At 62.7% G+C, this 19,838-nt stretch carries 19 protein-coding genes; 6 read left to right on the forward strand and 13 right to left on the reverse strand.

The genetic code is table 11. The annotated features are described in order from the left end of the window. Positions 1–12: 12 nt before the first annotated feature. The 9 genes from ACVI1L_RS06380 to ACVI1L_RS06420 form a co-directional block, all read right to left on the reverse strand. Entirely contained in the window at positions 13–807 is a 795-nt protein-coding gene (locus ACVI1L_RS06380; RefSeq protein WP_057017381.1) for an enoyl-CoA hydratase/isomerase family protein, read from the reverse strand. After that, entirely contained in the window at positions 797–1,960 is a 1,164-nt protein-coding gene (locus ACVI1L_RS06385) for a CaiB/BaiF CoA transferase family protein (protein ID WP_316393890.1), read from the reverse strand. The genes ACVI1L_RS06380 and ACVI1L_RS06385 overlap by 11 nt, the downstream gene beginning before the upstream one ends. Before the next feature lie 79 nt (positions 1,961–2,039). Then, positions 2,040–2,849 (reverse strand): SDR family NAD(P)-dependent oxidoreductase, encoded by an 810-nt coding sequence (locus ACVI1L_RS06390; protein WP_456782535.1) that lies wholly within the window; start codon positions 2,847–2,849, stop codon positions 2,040–2,042. Continuing rightward, on the reverse strand, positions 2,846–4,240 hold the full coding sequence (locus tag ACVI1L_RS06395) for an MmgE/PrpD family protein (RefSeq protein WP_076826882.1): 1,395 nt from the start codon (positions 4,238–4,240) through the stop codon (positions 2,846–2,848). The genes ACVI1L_RS06390 and ACVI1L_RS06395 overlap by 4 nt, the downstream gene beginning before the upstream one ends. Next, on the reverse strand, positions 4,240–4,932 hold the full coding sequence (locus tag ACVI1L_RS06400; protein WP_050387518.1) for an ABC transporter ATP-binding protein: 693 nt from the start codon (positions 4,930–4,932) through the stop codon (positions 4,240–4,242). Before ACVI1L_RS06400 ends, ACVI1L_RS06395 begins: the two co-directional genes overlap by 1 nt. Continuing rightward, complete coding sequence (locus ACVI1L_RS06405; RefSeq protein ID WP_076826880.1) at positions 4,932–5,690, reverse strand: ABC transporter ATP-binding protein; 759 nt, start codon at positions 5,688–5,690, stop codon at positions 4,932–4,934. The genes ACVI1L_RS06400 and ACVI1L_RS06405 overlap by 1 nt, the downstream gene beginning before the upstream one ends. Then, complete coding sequence (locus ACVI1L_RS06410; RefSeq protein WP_456782536.1) at positions 5,687–6,724, reverse strand: branched-chain amino acid ABC transporter permease; 1,038 nt, start codon at positions 6,722–6,724, stop codon at positions 5,687–5,689. The genes ACVI1L_RS06405 and ACVI1L_RS06410 overlap by 4 nt, the downstream gene beginning before the upstream one ends. A 4-nt stretch (positions 6,725–6,728) precedes the next feature. Beyond that, positions 6,729–7,595, reverse strand: a complete 867-nt coding sequence (locus tag ACVI1L_RS06415) for a branched-chain amino acid ABC transporter permease (protein WP_028333424.1) — start codon at positions 7,593–7,595, stop codon at positions 6,729–6,731. A gap of 10 nt (positions 7,596–7,605) precedes the next feature. Continuing rightward, positions 7,606–8,793: an ABC transporter substrate-binding protein gene (locus ACVI1L_RS06420; protein WP_141340816.1), complete on the reverse strand. Its 1,188-nt coding sequence runs from the start codon at positions 8,791–8,793 to the stop codon at positions 7,606–7,608. A 377-nt stretch (positions 8,794–9,170) separates the two neighbouring features. On the opposite strand from ACVI1L_RS06420, the gene dctP reads away from it, so the two are divergent. From dctP to ACVI1L_RS06445, 5 genes are all read left to right on the forward strand, one after another. Then, entirely contained in the window at positions 9,171–10,193 is a 1,023-nt protein-coding gene (gene dctP / locus ACVI1L_RS06425) for a TRAP transporter substrate-binding protein DctP (protein ID WP_456782537.1), read from the forward strand. Between the two features lie 9 nt (positions 10,194–10,202). Further along, positions 10,203–10,706, forward strand: a complete 504-nt coding sequence (locus tag ACVI1L_RS06430) for a TRAP transporter small permease (RefSeq protein WP_456782538.1) — start codon at positions 10,203–10,205, stop codon at positions 10,704–10,706. 107 nt (positions 10,707–10,813) lie between these two features. After that, positions 10,814–12,097: a TRAP transporter large permease gene (locus ACVI1L_RS06435; RefSeq protein WP_083714973.1), complete on the forward strand. Its 1,284-nt coding sequence runs from the start codon at positions 10,814–10,816 to the stop codon at positions 12,095–12,097. 32 nt (positions 12,098–12,129) lie between these two features. Then, positions 12,130–13,659: a class I adenylate-forming enzyme family protein gene (locus ACVI1L_RS06440; protein ID WP_229188888.1), complete on the forward strand. Its 1,530-nt coding sequence runs from the start codon at positions 12,130–12,132 to the stop codon at positions 13,657–13,659. Between the two features lie 742 nt (positions 13,660–14,401). After that, on the forward strand, positions 14,402–15,070 hold the full coding sequence (locus ACVI1L_RS06445; RefSeq protein WP_057017476.1) for an outer membrane protein: 669 nt from the start codon (positions 14,402–14,404) through the stop codon (positions 15,068–15,070). A 315-nt stretch (positions 15,071–15,385) separates the two neighbouring features. Here the strand turns inward: ACVI1L_RS06445 and ACVI1L_RS06450 are convergent, their stop codons facing one another. Continuing rightward, positions 15,386–15,601, reverse strand: a complete 216-nt coding sequence (locus tag ACVI1L_RS06450; RefSeq protein WP_253606941.1) for a hypothetical protein — start codon at positions 15,599–15,601, stop codon at positions 15,386–15,388. A 456-nt stretch (positions 15,602–16,057) separates the two neighbouring features. Here ACVI1L_RS06450 and ACVI1L_RS06455 point away from each other — a divergent pair, with 456 nt between their 5' ends. Continuing rightward, positions 16,058–16,321 carry a hypothetical protein gene (locus ACVI1L_RS06455; RefSeq protein ID WP_456782539.1) on the forward strand — a complete coding sequence of 88 codons (264 nt, stop codon included), beginning with the start codon at positions 16,058–16,060 and terminating at the stop codon, positions 16,319–16,321. 534 nt (positions 16,322–16,855) lie between these two features. On the opposite strand, the gene ACVI1L_RS06460 is transcribed toward ACVI1L_RS06455, so the two are convergent. The 3 genes from ACVI1L_RS06460 to ACVI1L_RS06470 form a co-directional block, all read right to left on the reverse strand. Continuing rightward, positions 16,856–17,170: a hypothetical protein gene (locus ACVI1L_RS06460; protein ID WP_253638751.1), complete on the reverse strand. Its 315-nt coding sequence runs from the start codon at positions 17,168–17,170 to the stop codon at positions 16,856–16,858. Between the two features lie 188 nt (positions 17,171–17,358). Then, positions 17,359–18,903 carry an ABC transporter permease/substrate-binding protein gene (locus ACVI1L_RS06465; RefSeq protein WP_456785519.1) on the reverse strand — a complete coding sequence of 515 codons (1,545 nt, stop codon included), beginning with the start codon at positions 18,901–18,903 and terminating at the stop codon, positions 17,359–17,361. A 40-nt stretch (positions 18,904–18,943) separates the two neighbouring features. After that, complete coding sequence (locus tag ACVI1L_RS06470; protein WP_168855306.1) at positions 18,944–19,771, reverse strand: ATP-binding cassette domain-containing protein; 828 nt, start codon at positions 19,769–19,771, stop codon at positions 18,944–18,946. Between the last annotated feature and the right edge of the window lie 67 nt (positions 19,772–19,838).

Genomic DNA, 19,838 nt, shown 5'->3' on the forward strand with positions numbered 1-19,838 from the left:
TCGCGCCTCCTCCTACTTGCCTTGAAAGTTGGGTTTGCGGCGCTCATTGAACGCCAGCACCCCTTCGCGCCGGTCCGCGGTCGGGACCAGACGGTTGTAGGCCTCGATCTCGAAGGCGAGGCCATCGGCGAGCGACATCTGCAAACCGCGATGGATCGCCTGCTTGGCCTGGCGCACCGAGATCGGGCCATTGGCAGCGATGCGATGGGCGATGGCGAAGGTCGCCTCCAGCAACTCCCCTGGCGGCAGCACCCGATTGACCAGCCCCCACTGCTCGGCCTCGGCAGCCGAGAACGGCTGCCCGGACAGGATCAATTCCTTGGCGCGGCGCTCGCCGACGGCGCGCGGCAGATTCTGCGTGCCGCCGCCACCCGGCATGATGCCGAGCGTCACTTCGGTCAGCGCGAAGCGCGCATTGGTCGAGGCGTAGACGAAGTCGAGCGCCGCGGCGATCTCGCAGCCGCCGCCATAGGCCGCACCATTGATCGCGCCGATCACGGGAATCGGACAGCCCAGCAGAGCGCGCAGCATGCGCTCGAAGACCAGATGCTGCGCCTGCCAGGCCTCGTCCGTCATGCCGTTGCGCTGCTTCAGATCGCCCCCGGCGCAGAACGCCTTGTCGCCGTGTCCGGTCAGGATCACCGCGCGCAACCCCTCGATGTCGGTCGAGAAGCCCTCGAACAGCTCCACCAGATCGAGGCCCATCTGGGTGTTCATCGCATTCGACGCTTCCGGCCGGTGCAAGGTCACCAGCAGGATATCGCCATCACGCCGTTCGACCTTGATGGTCTGGAAATCAGTTCGCATTGATGGCTCCCTTGCTCGCAGGCTTTCGAAGAATGGCATTGTGCTGGCCGAGCGCCGGCGCAGCGGTGCGTGCGCGCGGTCGCATACCGTCGAAGGCAAGCGGAACGCCGACAAGATCGATATCGTCGCCAGCACATCGCACCATCATGTCGAGGGCGCGGGTTTGCGGATGCTCCGCAACCTGATCGGTGGTCAGCAGCGGTGCATTGGGAACCCCGGCGCCGTCGAGAATGAAGCCAAGCGCATCGGCCGTATACTTACGCACCGCGGCCGCGATTTGGGGGATCAGTCGTTCGCGGTTGACGACCCTTGCCGCGTTGGTCGCGAAGTCGGGATCATGCGCAAGCGCCTCGAGGCTCAACGCCACGCACAGCTTGCGGAACAGATTGTCGTTGCCGGCGGCAATCATCAGCCATCCGTCGGACGCCTCGAATGCCTGATAGGGCGCGATTTCCGCGGTGCCCGATCCATAGGGCTTGCGCACCTCACCTGACGCCGCATAGCCGGCCAGCGGAACGGTCATCCACGCGAGCCCGGTCTCGTAAAGCGAGGTCGCAACGCTGCGACCCTGACCGCCCTTGTTGCGCGCCACCAACGCAGCGAGCATGCCGATCACTGCCCACATGCCGGAGCCCATGTCGACCAGCGAGACGCCGACACGCACCGGCGGCCGGCCGCCCTCGCCGGTAACGCTCATGATGCCGGTGCTGGCCTGGGCGAGCGGATCGTAGCCGGGCTTGCTGGCGAGCGGCCCCTTGGCGCCGAACGCGCCGATGTCGCACCAGATCAGCGATGGCTTCGCGGCGCTGAGCGCATCCGCGGTGAGACCAAACTTGTCCAGAATGCCGGGCCGCAGATTCTGGATGACGGCATCGGCCTCGTTCAGGATCAGCGACTTCAGCCTCTCGCAATCCTCCGCCGCGCCGAAATCGACGGTGATGCCTTCCTTGCCGCGATTGAGACTATGGAACACACTTGCCGTTCCGTTCCAGAACGGCGGCCCCCAGCCACGCGCATAATCGCCGCTCTTGGGATTTTCGACCTTGATCACACGGGCGCCGAGATCGGCCAGAATCAATCCGGCATAGGGGGCGGCCACGCTGTGTCCGAGTTCAATCACGGTGATACCAGCGAGCGGCTTGTCAACGTCCATCAAATCCTCCCGGCTGCCGCAAGGGCCGCCGACGTCCCTGTTGTCATCAATCGATTCATCATGTCGAGCGGCGTCGCTTTCACGACTTGTCCTGCGCATTGTCGGCAACCAGCACCGCGCCGTTGACGAAGCTCGCGCGGTCGGACAGCGCGAAGACGATCAAATTGGCGAGTTCCTCCGGCGTGCCCCAGCGCGTGTTGCGCATCGAGTTATTTTTCGACCAGCGCTTGCGTTCGGCTTCCGCCTCCTCTTCGCCCAGATTGCGCTTGGCGAGCTCACGCTCCCATTTTGCAAAACGTTCCGGAGTATTGACGAAACCGGGAACGACGCAGTTGACGCGAATGTTGTGCGGCCCGAATTCGTTGGCGAGAATCTTGGAGAAGCGGATTTCGGCCGACTTGGCCGGACCGGTGCATGACGACAGGAACGGCGGCATCGTCACCATGATCCCGGTTTCGCCCGACACGTTGACGATGCCGCCGCCGTTCTGCTCGATCATGATCGGGATGATGCGCTGACAGATACGGAACTGAGCGAAGAAATTGATCGCCATGCCGTATTGCAGTTCCTCGTCGGTGACTTCGAGGAACGGCTTGTAGGTGCCCGTGCCGGCATTGTTGACCAGAATGTCGACGCGGCCGAGACGGTCGCGGGCGACCGCCGGCAGCCGCTCGATCTGCTTCAGATCCGTCACATCAAGCGACAGCGTTTCGACCTTGACGCCGGTGCTCCGCTCGACGTCAGAACGACATTCGGCCAGCGCGTCCTCGCGGCGCGCGCAGACCAGAACCTTGACACCCTCCTCCGCCAGCAAGCGTACGGTCTCGAGACCAATGCCCTTGCTGCCGCCGGTGACGATCGCAGTCTTGCCTTCAAGTCCAAGTTTCATTTGATCGCATCCCTTTGAGATCGGGTCAGGCGGTCGAGCAGCCTGCGCACAGGCATCGATCCGCCACTACGTGCCGAGGCGAAAACCTCGGCCGCAAGGCTGGCGCCTTCGCCGGCCGGAATTCCGGTGCCGGCCAGGCGGCTATCGAAAACCTCGGTGGCGCGGGCTTCGTCCTGGAACACCAGAACCTTGGGCGCCTCGCGCGCGGTCCGGCGAAGACGCGCACCATTTTCCATCTCCAACTCGACGGTCGCGTCGAGATGGGTGCCGACAGCGTCCGGCTCGACGATCGTCTTTCCGACGAGTGCCATGATCTCCCGGTCCTGGCGGTGCTCGACGCCCATCTCGTAGTCGAGGCGGCCGTAGCGCAGCATGGCGGCGACCGCAAAGGCGGTGCTGGCCTGGGTCTGCACCGTCCGCGTGAACGGTCCCTTGAATGACGTTCCCGGATATTGCGTATAGGGCTCCCAGATCGTCACGGTGATCCGCTTCACCTGCGACAGATCGATGCCGTCGCGGTGAAGCATATGCGCCGCCAGCACCGCCGACATGTTGTCGCCCAGGGTTGCGAACGGCTTTGCCATGATGCCGATCATCGTCGCGACATCGGGGCCTCGCTGCCATTGTTCTGGCGTGCGATCGAGGCCGGCAAGCGAGCGCAACAATCCCTTCGGTCCTTCCAGCGCATCGGGCGCCCCCTGGACGCCGCGCGCCGCAAGCTCCGCGGCCACCAGCCCGCCCTGGGCGGCGCGCCCGTTCTGTACGCGCCATTCATCGGAGCCGCAGCGCACCGGCTCCAGCGTGCCGCCGGTCGTGCAGGCCGCGATTGCAACCGCGCTGGTGGACCTCGGTGGATCGAGCCCAAGTGCGGCTGCGGCCGCCGCCGCAGCACCGATCGTGCCGAAGGTCGGGCTGGTCCGCACGCCCCTGCCGATCAGGCCGCGGGCAACGACTTCACCCGCACCAAGCCATTTGAGCGTGGAATAGCCGACCGTGAGAGCGGTCAATACGGTGCGCAGCGGCGCATCCAGCGTTTCACCAAGCGACACCGCGACCGGCGCAATCAGGGATCCCGGGTGCGTCCATGAATCGTGGTCGGTGTCGTCCTGAAAATGGGCGTGAACGGCAATGCCGTTGGCGAGAACCGCCTCGGACAGCGCGGCATGTTTGCCGCTCGCCCAGATGCGCGCGGTGCGCGGTCCAGGCAGCACCTCCGCGGACATCGCGCGCGCGGCCGCGGCCGTCGGCTCGTGTCGCGCCGCGAGCGCGAGCCCCAGCGAGTCCAGCAGGCAAATGGCTGCCTTCGTGGCGACATCCGGGGACAGTTCGCTCGCCGACGTCGTTGCGGCGAAGGTCCCGAGCAGCGCAGTGGCGTTCAAAGTAGCGGACATCACAAATACTCCTCGGCAAGCGCAACGTCGCGAATTTCGGCGACGGTGCCGCTCCGCCTGACCTCGCCACCGCGCATCACGTAGCCGCGTGTGGCAAGCTTGAGCGCCGGACGCGCCATCTGCTCGGTCATGAGAATGGTCGTGCCGCGCTGTTGCATATGACGGATCGCCTCGCTGATCTGCGCGATCCACACCGGCGCGAGCCCGAGGAAGGGTTCATCCAGCAGCAGCAGCTTGGGAAACGAACTCATGGCGCGCGCCAAGGCGACGATCTGCTGTTGTCCCCCCGACAATTGTCCGGCCGGCTGGCTGGCGCGCTCCTTCAGGATCGGAAAGATGCCACAAAGCCAGGCCCAGGCTTGGCGCTGGCTCGCTCCGCCGTGCCAGCAGGCGCCGCTCAGGACGTTGTCAGCGACCGACATGGTCGGGAACACGCGGCGCCCTTCGGGCGAATACCCAATTCCGGCCCGCGCGCGCCCATCGCAGGATACGGCACTGAGATCACGGCCCGCGAAGCGCACGCTGCCATGCGAGGCCTGGACCAGACCGATGATGGCGTTGATCAGGCTCGACTTGCCGGCACCATTGGCGCCGATCAGCAGCACCGTCTCGCCCTCGGCGACGTCGATCGAGACGCCGCTGATTGCCGTGATGCCGCCGTAGCGGACTTCGAGGTCTTTCACCGCCAGCATCAGGCCGCCTCCTCGTCCACTGTCCCGAGATAGGCGTCAATGACATCCTTGCGTGCCAGGACGTCGGCCGGAGCGCCCTCGGCCAGGACACGACCGGAATCGAGCACCAGTATTCTTGGACAGAGGCGGCGCACGAGATCCATGTCATGCTCGACGATCAGGACCCCGCAACCGAGCTCCGTCCTCACGTGGCGCACGAAAGCATCGACCCGCAGGCGCTCCCGCCGCTCGAGACCGGCCGCCGGCTCGTCGAGCAGGAGGACTTTCGGCCGGGCGGCGCAAGCCAGAATAAGGCCCAGCATCTTCTGGAGCCCGTACGGCAGCTTGTCGCTCTGCTCGTCGAGCTGCGGTTCGAGCTCGAACTCGTCGATCAGCGGCGCGACGCTGTCCCATCCGGGCCCACTGCCGCTGAAGCGAAGGGCCCTCGAAATGTTCTCGCGGACCGATGCCGTACGGAAGGTGTTGGTCTGTTGGAAGCTGCGGATAATTCCCATGCGACTGACGGCATGCAGCGGCTTGCCGGTCATATCCTTGCCGTCGAGCCGCACCCGGCCGATGGTCGGCGGCAGCATGCCGCAAATGACGTTGATGAGCGTTGTCTTGCCGGCGCCGTTCGGCCCTATGACGCCAAGGACGTCGCCTGGCGGGATGGCGAAGCTGACATTGTCGAAGACATGCAGCCCGCCGAAACGCTTGGAGATGGCTGCGACCTCGAGCAGCGCGCCGCCGTCGGTCCGTCCGGTGCGTTCAGCCGTCATTGCAGGGGCTCCATCGCATTGGGCACACTCAGCGTCGGCGACGAGGCGACGGCGGAAGACCGCGACGGCGACGGTGGCGAAAACACGCGGACGCCGAGGCGATGGATCGTCCCGACGACGCCCTCGCGCGCGACCAGCACCACCACCACGATCAGGAAGCCGAACAGGAACTGGGAATACTCCCCGCGCAATGCGAAGACGTCTCCCGCCCAGATCAGCAGGGCGCCACCGACAACCGGGCCAAGCATGCTGCTCTTCCCACCGATGATCGCATAGGCAATGTAGTTGACCGATGACAGCGCGCTGAACGAGGTCGGATGGGCCGTGAGCAGCATGTTGACGAGGGCGAAGCCGGCGAGCCCGGATACGCCCGCGGCGAAGGCGAAGCCGAACGCCTTGTAGTGCCAGACGACGAGACCAAGACTCTGGGCGAGCAGTTCGTTCTCCTCGATCGCCGCGAAATGCTGGCGCAGCGTGCGGGTCACCGCAGCGGTGACGATAGCGCCGGCGAGCGCCAGCCCGATCGTGACCTGCAGCACCGCGCGGTTGTCGGCGAGCTCCAGCCCGAACAGCGTCACGGCCGGCATGCCGACCAGTCCATTGGACCCGCCGGTCCACCCCGGCGTTTCAAACAGCAACAGTTGCGTGATCTCGGTGAGGACGAACGTGACCAGCACGAAATAGACGCCGGTCAGACGGAGCACCAGCGCGCCGAGCGGCAGCGCAAACAGCGCCGGCACCACGAAGCTCGCAAGCCCCAGCAGCAGCACATCGGTCACGCCGTGACGAAGCCCCAGGATCGCGACGGTGTAACCGCCGATCGCCATGAAGGTCGGCACCGCGAAGGTCATCAGATTCATGCGCAGCATGATGTAGACGCTGAACGCGGCCGTAATCGCGATCAGCATCTGGTTGGCCAGCGAATAGACCATCGGGTTCTGGCTGAGCCAGGGAACTACGAAAGCGGCCGCGATGACCACGACGCTTGCTGCCTCGGCCAGGTCGCCGCGCTTGGAAAGGGTGCGGGCTGTCATGTGCTCAAGCTCCCCGAACCCGGTGACCGAAAAGACCCGATGGCTTGACGACCAGCATGACCAGGACGAGCACGAACAGCGCGAGTGCGCCCTTCGAGCCACCGAGATAGACCGCAGAGAACGCCTCCGCCATGCCGACGATGAAAGCCGCGACTGTCGCACCACCGACGCTACCGAGACCGCCGAGAATGACGATCAGGAAGGACGTCGCCAGCACAGGATCGCCGATATGCGGCGCGAGCGACAGGATCGGTGTGACCAGCGCGCCGGTGAGGCCGGCGAGCCCCGTCGCCAGGGCGAAGGCAGCCGGGAACAGAATCGCGGGACGCAGTCCCTGCGCTGTCGCCACCGCGCGGTCATCGGCCAGCGCTCGCAGCGCGCGGCCGAAATCGGTGTAATAGATCAGGCCGTAGATCGACAGGATCCCGACGATGCAGACGCCCAGCACCACGAGATTCTCGATCGGCACAAAGAAGCCATGGCCGTGAATGACACCGGTCAATGGAAAGGCGAAGGCCGGAGATTGCGGTCCGAACACCACCAATATGCCGCTCGACATCATCAAATAGAGGCCGAGCGTCAGCATCAGCGTCGCCAGATGATCGTCGATCACGCGATCCAGCACGAAGCGTTCGAACAGGAATCCGAGCAGCGTGGTGCCCAGCGCCGCGCAGATCACCGCCAGCGCGTAGGGCATGCCAAGATAGGTCACCGCGGAATAGGCGAGATATCCTCCGAGAACGTAGAAGCCGCCATGCGCGAAATTGACGACTCCCAGAATGCCGAAGATCAGGGTGAAGCCGAGGGCGAGCAGCGCGTACTGCGCACCCAGGCTGATGCCGATGAGGCAGGTGGCGACAAAACCTTGCACGGAGTACCCGCTACTTGCCGCCGGCCGCTTCGACCCTGATGGTCGGTTGCAGCTTGCCTTTTTCCACGAGTCCGACACCGAACGGGAACGACAGTTCCTGGTTGATGCCGAAGAAATCCTGCCCGATCCAGTGACCGGGACCGATATTGGGATCCTCAACCGGCAACGATCGCAGGGCCTCGGCAACCTTGGCCGTGTCCGAGATGGTACCGGCCTTGGCGATGGCTTTGGTTACCATGCGGGCGGCGGAGACCCACTGAAAGAACAGATTGTTTTCCGGCCGCTCGGCACCGAGCAGCTTCTTGTACTCGTCGGCGATCATTTGCACTTTCTCGTCGATGAGAACCGGCTCGTACCAATAGAAGTCCTTCAGCACCTCGTCGCCACCGGCGACGCGGGAGATTTCGGTGTATCCCGGACCGCCGAGACGTCCGATCGGTCCCTCAAAGCCAGCCTGACGCAATTGCTTCACGATGATGCCGGCGTCGCCAGGGGGCGATGAAGCGAGATCGACGGCGTCGGGCTTCGCGTTCATGATCCGGGTCACGATCGGCGCGAAATTGGTGGTGCCACGCTGATAATATTCTTCGGAAGCGGTGATGCCGGTTCTCTTGTATGCGTCGGCGTCGACGCTCGCGATATCCGTGCCACCCTGGTCGTTCGGCGCGACCAGCACCACGCTCTTCATGCCGAACTTCTGCTTGGCGATCTTGATGATCGGCTCGGCCCAGCCCGAAGGACCCGGCCCCATGTGGAACACCAGTGGCAACTGCGGCGATAGCGCATCCTTGGCGTAGCCGTTGCCCATCACCAGCATCGAATTGCGTTTGGCGATCGGCTTCACGCCGGTGAGCTCGGGCGAGCCGATCGGGCCGATGATGAATTTAACGCCCTGCCCTGCCAGCGTGTTGGCTGCAGCGGCGGCGCCTTCGGCCGTGTACTTGCTGTCGATGGCAACGACATTGACCTTGCATGGCGTCCCGTCGACCTTGATCAGGCCGTCCCGGTTGGCCTCGGCAGCGACGAGCTCGACCGCGCCGCGCAGCGCGAGACCCCATTGCGCAGCGGGACCCGACAGAACGCCGACGACGCCGAGCGTCAATTCCTGTCCCGCCGCCATCACCGAAACATTCGAACTGGCCAGAGCAGCGCCGATGGCGATGCCGGACAACAGCAGATTTCTCCGCGTAGTGCTCATCACTCCCCCCGTAATTTGTTGCGGCTCATGCGCCGTCCACTTGTTGCGTGGAAACCCGAAGCGTTCCGCTCCGGGGCCGCGCGTATCGCTCGGCGCCGGGACGCTAGGCGCGCGGAGGTCGCCTTGTCAATGAAACGTTTCATGCAAAATAGGGCAGATCAGCTATGCTTGAGATGAGCCACCGTTCTCGACATGCAATAAATATGAATAATAACAGTAATTTACTCTGTCGATCGAACGATCCATCAGAGCTCCAAACGACGCGCCGCTACTGACACACCTATGCAATGAAACGTTCCACTTGAATCAACCTAGCCTGCCCGTTAGCTTCCGTGACCCGTCGCGGACAGAACACGACGGCCAAGGGGAGAAACTCGATGATGCGGGGCGCCGTGACGGCCGTGCTTGCCGTGCTTGCGATTCAGTGCAGCCAGGGAGCGCTAGCAGCCGAACCTCAGTTCAAGCTGCGGGCTTCGGTGGACACGTCGGCGACACACGGACGGACATTGTCTGCCGCCGACTACCTGAAGAAGCTGCAGGAAAAATCCGGCGGGCGGATCACGACCGAGCTGTTCCACAGCGGCCAGTTGTTTCGCGACCGCGACGTGGTGAAGGCGCTGCGTCAGGGCGCCGTCGAGATGGCGATCCCCGGCACCTGGGTGCTGACCGGCTTCGTCCCCGATGCAGACGTCTTCCAGCTGCCGGCATTTTTCGGGCAGCCCTACCCGGTGGTCTATGCTGCTGCCGACGGCAAGATCGGCGAGATCATCAACAAGCAATTCGAGAGCAAGCTTGATGTCAAATTGCTCGGCCCCTGGCTGCAGCTCGGATATCAAAACACCTACAGCACCAACAAGGCGATCCGCGACTTCGCCGATCAGGCCGGCATGAAGATCCGCAACTCCGGCGGTGCCGGACAATCGGCGCGAGCCAAGTTCTTCAATGCAATACCGAACGTCACAGCCTGGCCGGACGTTCCGCTGGCGCTCTCGCAAGGCACGTTCGACGGGCTGAGCTCGACCGATGAAAGCCTTGCCAGCGCAAAGCTCTGGGAATCCGGCGTGAAATATGGATTTGCGGATCGCGAATTCGTCGGGTTCTACGTGCCGATGATCAGCGAGAGCTTCTACAAGAAGCTGCCGCCGGATCTCCAGAAGCTGGTCGTCGACCTCTGGCAGGAGAACATCCAGGCCTACCGCAAGAGTATGGAAGAAGCTCAGACCGAGGCGCGCCACACGCTGGAAAAGAACGGCATCGTGTTCGTTTCGCCGTCCGAGAGCGCGCTCGCTGCGGTCCGCGCCAAGATGCTGCCTTTGCAGGACGGCATCGCGAAGGAGTTGCGGATTTCGCCCGCCTTGCTGCTGCAGGTGCAGGCGGATGTAACGACCGTCGGCCATTGATTGCCACCCATGATGAAGATCTGGAACAGGCTTGAACTCCTGTTGATAGGAGTTCTTGGTGCCGCCGCGCTGACGGTCGGGACCGCTCAGGTCATCGGTCGCTACGTGAACAAGAACTTCGCCTTCATCAATGGCGAGGAGGTAGTGGTCTATCTGACGGTCTGGGCGGTGTTTCTGGCGTCGAGCCAGTTGGTCCGGACCGATGGGCATGTCAGGCCCGACGTCGTGCTGCGACTGTTGCCGCCGCAAGGGCAAAGATGGGTCGAGGCATTCAACTGCTGTGTCGCGATCTTGTTTTGTGGCGGCCTGGCCTATTGCGGCTTCCAGGTTGCGGATGTCGCCCGCAGCCTCGACGAGCGCAGCATCACGGGCCTCGAATTCCCGATGTGGATTTACTACTCGGCCATCCTGACCGGCGCCGTGCTGATGCTGTTGCGCTGCGTCATCAAGCTTTATTTGCTCGTATTCCGCTTCGATCCCGCCACCATGGTCATCGCCGTTCACGATCACTGAGCGATCGACGACGTCAGCCGTCTTGATGACCGATCTGCCATCGGCAAACTGACCGTCGTGGTCCCGCATCGGGACGCTTCAGGTCCAGCAACAACGAGACCGACACGATGTGGACGATGCTTTTCCTGCTGATGTTCTTCGGGCTGCTCTGCGCGGGAATGCCGATCTTTCTGGTGTTGGGTCTCTGCGCGGCGGTCCTGTTCGGCTTCAGCGACCAGCCTCTGGTGGCGATCGCGCAGAAGATCGCCGATGAAATGAATTCCAGCACACTGATGGCCTTGCCCCTGTTCGTGATGGCCGCCGCATTCATGCGGCGCGGCGGCGTCGCCAAAGCGCTGGTCGATGTCGCGATCGCCTGGTTCGGACGATTGCGGGGCGCACTCGGTCTCGTGACGGTGGTGTCATGCACCCTGTTTGCCGCGATCTGCGGCTCCTCGGTTGCGACCGCGCTCGCCATGGGCACCATTCTGGTGCCGGCGATGATCGAGCGCGGCTATCCGCGTCATTTTGCGCTTGGCGTGGTCGGCGCTTCCGGCACGATCGGCATCGTGATTCCTCCCAGCCTGTCGCTGATTCTTTACGGACTGATCGCGGAGCAATCGGTACCGCGCCTGTTCCTGGCCGGCATCATGCCCGGGCTGCTGCAGGCAGCGATGTTCTTCGGCTGGGTGTTCTACTACTCGCACAAATACGAGCTGCCGCGCGAACCGTCCGTGCCTCGCGCCGAACTGGTGCGGATGAGTCTCAATGCCATGCCCGCGCTGTGCGTACCTTTCATCGTGATGGTCGGAATCTACGGCGGCCTGATGACCGTCACCGAAGCAGCCGCGGTCTCGGCCACGGTGGCTCTTCTCGTCAGCCTGTTCTTCTATCGCGGCTTTAAGGTCAGCCAGACGCTCGAGGTGATCGCCGAGGCAATCAAGAGCGCCGCGACGATCATGATCATCGTCGCGACCGCTTTGGCATTCGGCCACTGGATGACGGACTCGGGCATCCCGGCCTCGCTGGTGAAGTTCACGCTCGACAACCAGCTTCATCCCTGGCAATTCCTGCTCGCGATCAACGTGCTGCTGCTCGTGCTCGGATGCTTTCTCGAGGTCGCCGCCACGCTGCTGGTGGTAATGCCGATCCTTGCGCCTGCGCTGAAACCGCTCGGAATCGATCCCGTCCATTTCGCGATCGTCTTTACCCACAACATGGAGATCGCGCTGGTTCATCCCCCGGTCGGACTGAACCTCTACGTGCTGGCCACGATTTCGACGGCGCCGGTCACCGAAGTGGTGCGCGGCGTTCTGCCGTTCCTCGGCCTGCTGCTGCTGTGCCTTGCAATCATCACCTATGTCCCACAGCTTTCGCTCTGGCTGCCCAATCTGGTCTATGGCGCGGGCTAGCAGCGCGGATCGTCTCGACGGAGAACTCGAGCATGTTATCGAAATCAATCCATTGGGCCGGCGAATTCTCCACGCTCGCGCTCCGCTACGGCAACAGGCCGGCTGTCGTCGACGCCGCCGGCACGACGTCCTATGCGGAGTTGTTCGCCAAAGCCGCCGGCGTTGCGGATGCCCTGATGCAGGCCGGGATCGGCCCGGCAGATGCCGTGGCTACATTGTTCCGCAACAGCGCCGACGCCGTTGCGGCCACTTTCGGCGTCATGCTGGCGGGCGCCGTCGAAGTCCCGATCAACCCTGCGCTGAGCAGCGACGAACGCGCTTACTGCCTCGCGGTCTCCAACGTTCGTCTGTTGATCACCGGCGCGGCCCTCGCGACCGAAAAGGCCGCCGGCGGTCCGATCATCATCGAGGTCGAAAGCATCGAACGGACCGCGTTGGATCCGGCCGCCTTTCCGCAGGTCGACGGCGACGCGCCGGCGCGTATCGTCTTCACCTCTGGTACCACCGGACGTCCGAAAGGCGCGGTTCACAGCCAGATCGGCCGCTGGACGGCCAACATATTGCTGCGGGCGAACCTGCCGTTCCGCCCGGGTGCCGGCAGCAACGTCCTGCTGATGACGCCATTCTCGCACGGCTCCTCGTTGATGACGCATGCCTATCTGTCGTCGGGTGCGGCCGTGACACTGCTCGACGGCGTCGACCCGCCGCGCGTACTTGATATCCTTGCACGCGGCGCATGCGATGCGATGTTTGCGCCGCCGACCGTGCTGGCAAAGATCGTGGCTGCCGCGGGCACGCGCCAGTTCTCGTCGCTGCGCACGATCTTCTGCGGCACGGCCGTGCTGAAGCCCACGCTCTACGCGCGCGTCAAGGAGATGTTCGGCCCCGTGGTGCGGGTGACCTATGGCAAGAGCGAGGTATTCAATCCGATCACAGTGCTTGAAGCCGAGGAGACCGAGTCCTGGTATGCATCCGGAGGCGAGGACGCCTGCGTCGGCTGGCCCGCTCCCGGTGTTGAAATCGTCATCCGCGGCGAGGACGGCCGGCCGGCCGCCATGGGCGATGGCGGCGAAGTCCTGATGCGCGCGCAACATCTGATGGCCGGATACCGCACCGCCGAGGGTTTCGTCCGATTGGCACCGAATGAATTCCACGAAACCGGCGATCTCGGCTATCTCGATGCACGCGGCCGGCTGCACCTCACCGGCCGTAGCGCCGACGTCATCAAGTCGGGCGGCTACAAAGTAGCGCCGGAAGAGGTCGAACGGTTGCTTGCGCCGGCGCTGCAGCCATCGGAAGTCGCGGTGGTCGGCATTCCCTCGGACTATTGGGGCGAGGTCATTCTGGCAGCGGTGGAAAATCCCGCACCAGGCTGGGAGGAGCGCATCAATCGCGTGGTGCCGAACATGACCGACTACAAGCGTCCGCGCCTGCTGATTGCCCTCGACGAATTGCCGCGCAACGGAATCGGCAAGATCCTCCGCGGCGCCATTCGCACCGACGTGCTGTCCCGGTTCCGCATCACCGAAGGGCCGCGGCCGCGGCTCGAAAAGCGCTCCTAGTTCAGCGCGAGCGACGAAGCCGAGTTCGCGTTGCAAGCGCAGAGAATGTGGCCGCATTTCTTTACTCCGGTCGAACGCACAGCACGCCGTTTTCACGAGAACGGCACCGTCCAGCGAACGAGAAGGCTTACGTAGCGCCCCAATCGACGACCTGTCGCCATTACGTGGCGTTTGCCCCAATAGTTGGAGTCGTGATCGCCGCCCTTGGCCTTATTTCGTGGCTCATCGGACGAGTCTGCTGCGACATCCTCTCCGGTGATTGACACAGCCTGGTTCAGGACTCCCATCATCGGGACGCTGCCCTGCATTATCGCTGGATCAATCTGTCAGAGATATCGGGCGGGGTGTTGCGCGCACGCAAACGGACCGCGGCGCGGGGCTGGTATGCGTCGGGGCCTCCCACTTCGTTCCGCTACGGGACAGAAGCCCGATAGTGACTCTTCCTTTTGGCTCGACAAGCGCTGCAGGCCCGCGCTTCGCTCTCGGTCGTCTTCGAGCTCGCCCCAGTTCCATGCGAAGATAGTCATCTATCCACCGACGCGTTGCGCCGGGACGTGATCGGCAATGCATAATCCGCGTCACGAAAGTTCCAAGCTCGCCTAACGCCAAGCGTCCCTCGCCTTTGTCGTTAGCAGCCCCCGTTTGGCGCCGCCTGTTGCAGCCAAGTTACAGCAATTCCGCACGTGTCTGATAGGCGATGAACTTGGGGCTGGGCTAGTACAAGAAAGTTGGAATGAAAAAGATGAAGAAAATTCTGCTTGTCACCGCCAGCATGATCGCGCTCGGCGCGGTCGCGCCCGCTTCCGCGGCTGATCTCGCGCCGCAGCCCTACACCAAGGCTCCGCCCTATGTTGCTCCGACCCCGATCTACAACTGGACCGGGTTCTACATCGGTGGTCACGTCGGTGGTGCGTTCGGTGGCAACGACAACGTCCTCGCCCCCGGCTTCGGCGGTGGCAACGACGGTGTGTTCATGGGCGGCGTGCAGGCTGGCTATGATTATCAGTTCGCGCCGAGCTGGGTGCTGGGTCTTGAAGCCAACTATAGTTTTCTGGATACCAGTTCGAGCTTCGCCAATCGTGGCCTCGGTTCGGTAACCGGCCGCCTCGGCTACACTTGGGGTCCGGCGCTCCTTTACGTCAAGGGCGGCTATGCCTGGGCTGACACGCGCTTCTCGAACGGCTTCGGCGGCGACGGCGGCCGTGACGGCTACACCGTCGGTGCCGGTCTCGAATACATGTTTACCCAGAACTGGTCGGGCAAGCTCGAATATCAGTACTATGACTTCGGCACCGTCAACGTGTCCGATTCTCTCGGCTTTATCGGCAGCTTCCGCAACGACCAGCACACCATCAAGGCGGGCTTGAACTACAGGTTCAACCTGGGCGGCCCGGCCGTCGCCAGGTACTGATCGCTCGCTTAACTCCAAGCGACATGAGAGCTCCGGGCCAAACAAAGGCCCGGAGCTTTTTCGTTGAAACGGTGGTTTCTCCCGGATTGGAAGCCTCTAGCGCGGTCGATTGACGCACGTTGACGGGCTGATCCGTGACGACATGACGCACGACGATCAATGCGTCATGGAACTGACCTCCAAGGGACGATGGCAGCTAGCGCTCATCGGGCTGATCGAGCGCGAACACGAGGCCCGTTGCGAGCGGTTCGGCCGGGCTGGTGGATTGGGCAGGCCGGTCGGATCTGCTGCATGGGCGCCGCGCGCTGCGAGGCTTCAGCGCCGCTGCCTGATCTGCACGGCCTTCAGATAGTCGGCAACCTGCTCAGCCCAATCGGCGGGTGGCGCCACGCCTGTAACTTGCGGGCTGCGACCGCAGCCAACGCAGATCGGGTGGGTGTCCTGATCGCTCTCGAAGCTATAGGCATCCGCGCCGTCGGTAATCACGCACGGCGTCATGTCGGAGCGCTTGCGGTCGCAGCGTTTCATCATGGCCTCCGTTCCCCGGCGAGTGCTAGCCGACACACTTTGCGAGTCCAGTGCTGGATCATGAGTCGCCCACCACCGCCGAGGAAAATGCAAAGTGAAACGCATTCGATGGAACAGCAACACGCGTGGGCGTTTTGGTTGTTGATTGATTATGATGCAATCGTGACCATGGAACCGGTGCTGTTGGCACGGACTGCACATCCCATCACGAGGCGGTTGTGATCTCATTGCGTACATCGGATCGACCGAGCACGCGCATCGGCTCGGCCAATCCGAAATACTGGCAAAGACGGCTCCGGCGCGGCCCTCAGACAGCACGTCGGGGCCGTCGCTTGCGTCAGCGGAGCTTGCGAGATGGGTGACAGCCATCGAGTGCCAATGTCGGATATGCACGCGCGCGTGTTGACGCGGCGTTGAGGCGCTCAATAGCTTTGCCGGTTGGGGTGGCTTGATGCGGTGATGGCGATGTCCAGAATAGAAGTGAGCGCGGAAGAGAAGGAATTGATTCTAATGCTGCGCGAATGGAAACGCGACGTGCGCGGATTTGGGTCGGCCGAAGTTTTGATTTCACGCCAGCATGGACGCGGATGGGAAATCAGGCTTGCGCTCAACGCGGATCAAGTGTCGTCCATCGGACTGAGCTTCGGCCTGGCTTGGAATGCACTGGCGGCAACACAATTGGGTGCCGCACGAAGGACGACCTGCGTTGTGCATGAACCATGATACAAGCAGGACAGCGGAACCAGTTGCGTTGGCACAAAGTACACTTCCATCCAAGGCCGAGTGTGATCTGATCGTCATTCAGATCAGCCGAGCCCCACAGCGCATCAAACTCGGATAGTCCGAAGCACTGGCGAAGACAGCTTCGACGTTGAAGCCCCTCAGACTCACGTCGGAGCCGTCGAAAAAGGTGGCGCCAATGAAAAATCGAACAGGCACCGAATGGGCCATCATCGCCGCTGAATGCTGGCTCGCAGTGGTCGCGGTGGCGATCTTGCTGATCGCGCTACACCCGGAAGTTGGCTGATTGCGACACGCACCGCTGTCGGGATCTAAGGGACGATTTTGGTTAGGGCCGATGCCCAAGCGCATGACGCAAGTCGAGATTCGTCCTCGCCTTCAGGACGACCGCCGCAGACAAGCGAGCGGAGCATCGCCGCCCCCGTTTGGCGAGCGCCTTGATCGCGTCTACCGCTCAGGAATCCGAGAGACGGACCACGCGGCCGGCGATACTTAAAACAGCGTCTCGAACATGCTTCAACGAGCAACCGTAGACGGAGATTCACGAGTTGCGCTGTTGGGCGCGTCGTTCGACTGCTCGGCAGCAACGATGGAACGAATCTCGTCGATCCGTCGACACGCGCGGATCGCACACTGTCTCAACTCATCGATCGATTGCGTTTCTGCCCGCGTCTTTTCAACCGCTTCGATTTGCGAGTTGAGGGCTGCAAGTTCTGCCTGCAGCAGTTCAAGCAGCGATTGGTTGGAACCAACCGCCCTTTCCATTTTTTTTGCCCGCATTGTCATCCCCAAATACGGTTGTACGTTCGTGACAACGATTCGTGGCGTCATTATGAATCCGAATGCCCCCAGCTTGGACTGGGGCCTCGCGTCACCGCAAAAGCGTTGCCAACGGCGCCCGACCACGCTCCGAACTGATCGTTCATTGCAAGGCGCGCAATTTCGTTCGGCATCTCGAGCACGACTCATCGGCGATGGTCGAACGTCGAACGAGAACGCCCCTGATCGTGTTCTCGCATTTATCGCGACTGCAAATGCACGGCCTTTGCCAGGGCTCGCGCCGCCTCTGCCGGAGAAGCCTTGTCCGTATCACCGTCGACCATGAGGTTAGCGGCGCGCATCGCCTCAACGGGCACCGAGCCGACAAGCGGAACAAGTGCTCGCTTCAGCCGCGCATCGGCGGCACGCTTTGGCGAGATGAGGATCAGCGCATCATAGGAAGGTATCGCATGCTTCGGGTCAGCCAGTACGAGCAGATCAAGCGCCGCGATACGCCCGTCGCTGGAGAACGCGGAGACGACGTCGGCCTCGCCGGCCTCGAGAGCGTGATACATGATCGTTGGATTGAACGAGCGTCGCGTTCTGAACGACAGACCATAGGCATCCTTAAGCGAGCGCCATTCCGGTCGGCCCAAGAACTCAAGGTCATCGCCGATGGTGAGTTGAGGTGCAACACGAGCAAGATCGGCAATCGACCTGACGTTTAGCGCCTGCGCTCTCTCCCGTTTCATCACGAGAACGTAAGCATTTTCGAAACCAAGCGCACCGAGTACCGTGACGCCCTGCTCCGCTTTCATCCAGCGGACGATCTCCGCCTGCATCTCCTCGCGCGGTGGCATGTCAGTGCGACCGATAACGTTGCGCCAGAGCGTGCCGGAGTAATCGACGTAAGCATCAATGTCATTGTGAGCCAGCGCGCGAAAGGCGATAGCCGAACCGAGCCCATCCTTGCGCGTTACGCCGACTCCTTCAGCCTTCAGCCGGTCACCCATCAGGTCCGCCAGAATGAACTGTTCGGAGAAGCTCTTCGCGCCGATGACATAGGTTTCTGCTTCGTTCGAGAGCAGCGGCGCGAAACCGGCGAGCGTGCCGAGAGCAAGCCCGGCGATGCCGAACAACACACGCTTCCTGCTGCGTTCAGACGCCCCTGTCTCCACAAGACCGAGACAGAAGTCAGTGATCAGAGCAAGCCCGGCCGCGGCGATGCAGCCGAACAGCACGGAAACCCAGTTCTCGGTTTGCAACCCCGTAAAAATGTAATTGCCAAGGCTGGTTTGGCCGACGGGCGTGGAAAGCGTGGCTGCTCCAATCGTCCATACGGCTGCAGTCCGCACCCCGGCCATGATGACGGGCGTGGCGAGCGGCGCCTTGACGCGCGTCAGAATCTGCTGAGGCGTCATACCAACGCCTTCTGCCGCTTCGACGATAGCTGGACTGACGCCATTCAAACCAACCACACTGTTGCGCAAGATCGGAAGCATCGCATAGAGCGTCAATGCGATCAGCGTCGGCAGGAATCCCAGTGCGGGGATGCCGAAGCCGAAGAGCCGTGCCGTCAATGTCGAGAGCGCAAGGAGCAATGGATAGAACAGTGCGAGCAACGCAAGTCCCGGTATGGTCTGGATCAAGCTGGCGATGGCAAGCACCAGCCTGCGTAGCCATGGTCGTTCCGCTGCGAGGGCAGCCAGCGGCAGGCTGACGAGCAGTCCAAGCGCCAGCGCCGTGGCGCAAAGTACAATATGTGGTGTGAGATAGGTGGGAAGCAGGCGCCAGGCGTCGAACAACGCGTCTAATCGGGCACTGGAAAGCAGCTCTGCGCCGGCATCAGGCACGAGCAGGTCCGTTCTTGGTCGCAAGCGCGGCGATGCGCTCCGCTTGACGTCGCGGCACTTCCATCAAGGCGGTCACGTCCGGATCGTCAGAACCAGAGCCCATCATCAGAGTATGCGGCGTATCGTCGGCGAGTACGCGGCCGTTCTTCATGACGACGATTCGATCAGCCATCAGCGCAGCTTCCTGGATGTCATGGGTCACCATCAGGGTCGTCATGCCGAACCGGTCGTGCAACTCGCGGTAGGAAGAACCCAGGCTGTCGCGGGTGACAGGATCGAGCGCACCCAGCGGCTCGTCCATCAGAACAATGCGCGGTCGGGCGGCGATTGCACGCGCGACGCCAACCCGTTGGCGCTGACCTCCGGACAGCATGTGCGGAAAGCGGCTGGCGTAATCCTGCGGCAAGTCCACCATATCCAGCATCTCGGCCACCCGCGATTCGATCTCGTTCGCCTGCCAGCCACGCAATTTGAGTGTCACGGCAATGTTGTCGGCAACTCGCATGTGTGGAAACAAACCGATCCCCTGAAAGACATAGCCGATGCTCCGCCGCAGCATCGGTGGTTCGGCTTTGCTTACAGGCACTCCGTCGATCCTGACTTCTCCAACGTCAGGATCGACCAGTCGATTGATGGTCTTCAGCAGCGTGGTCTTGCCGGATCCCGAGCCGCCCACGAGCGCGACCAGTGACCCCTGCTGTACGTCGAGCGATACGTTGGAAACAGCAACACTCCGCCCCCCATCGTAGGATTTCGATACAGCATCGATCTCGATATACGGCACGGAATTAGACGGATTCGAAATCGGCGAAGCTGTCATGAACAGGGCCTCCCTGTGGACTACAGAACTGCCAGAAAATGAGCAAGCAGGCGTCAGGGCATGATCC

The organism is Bradyrhizobium sp. USDA 4516, from assembly GCF_054055915.1.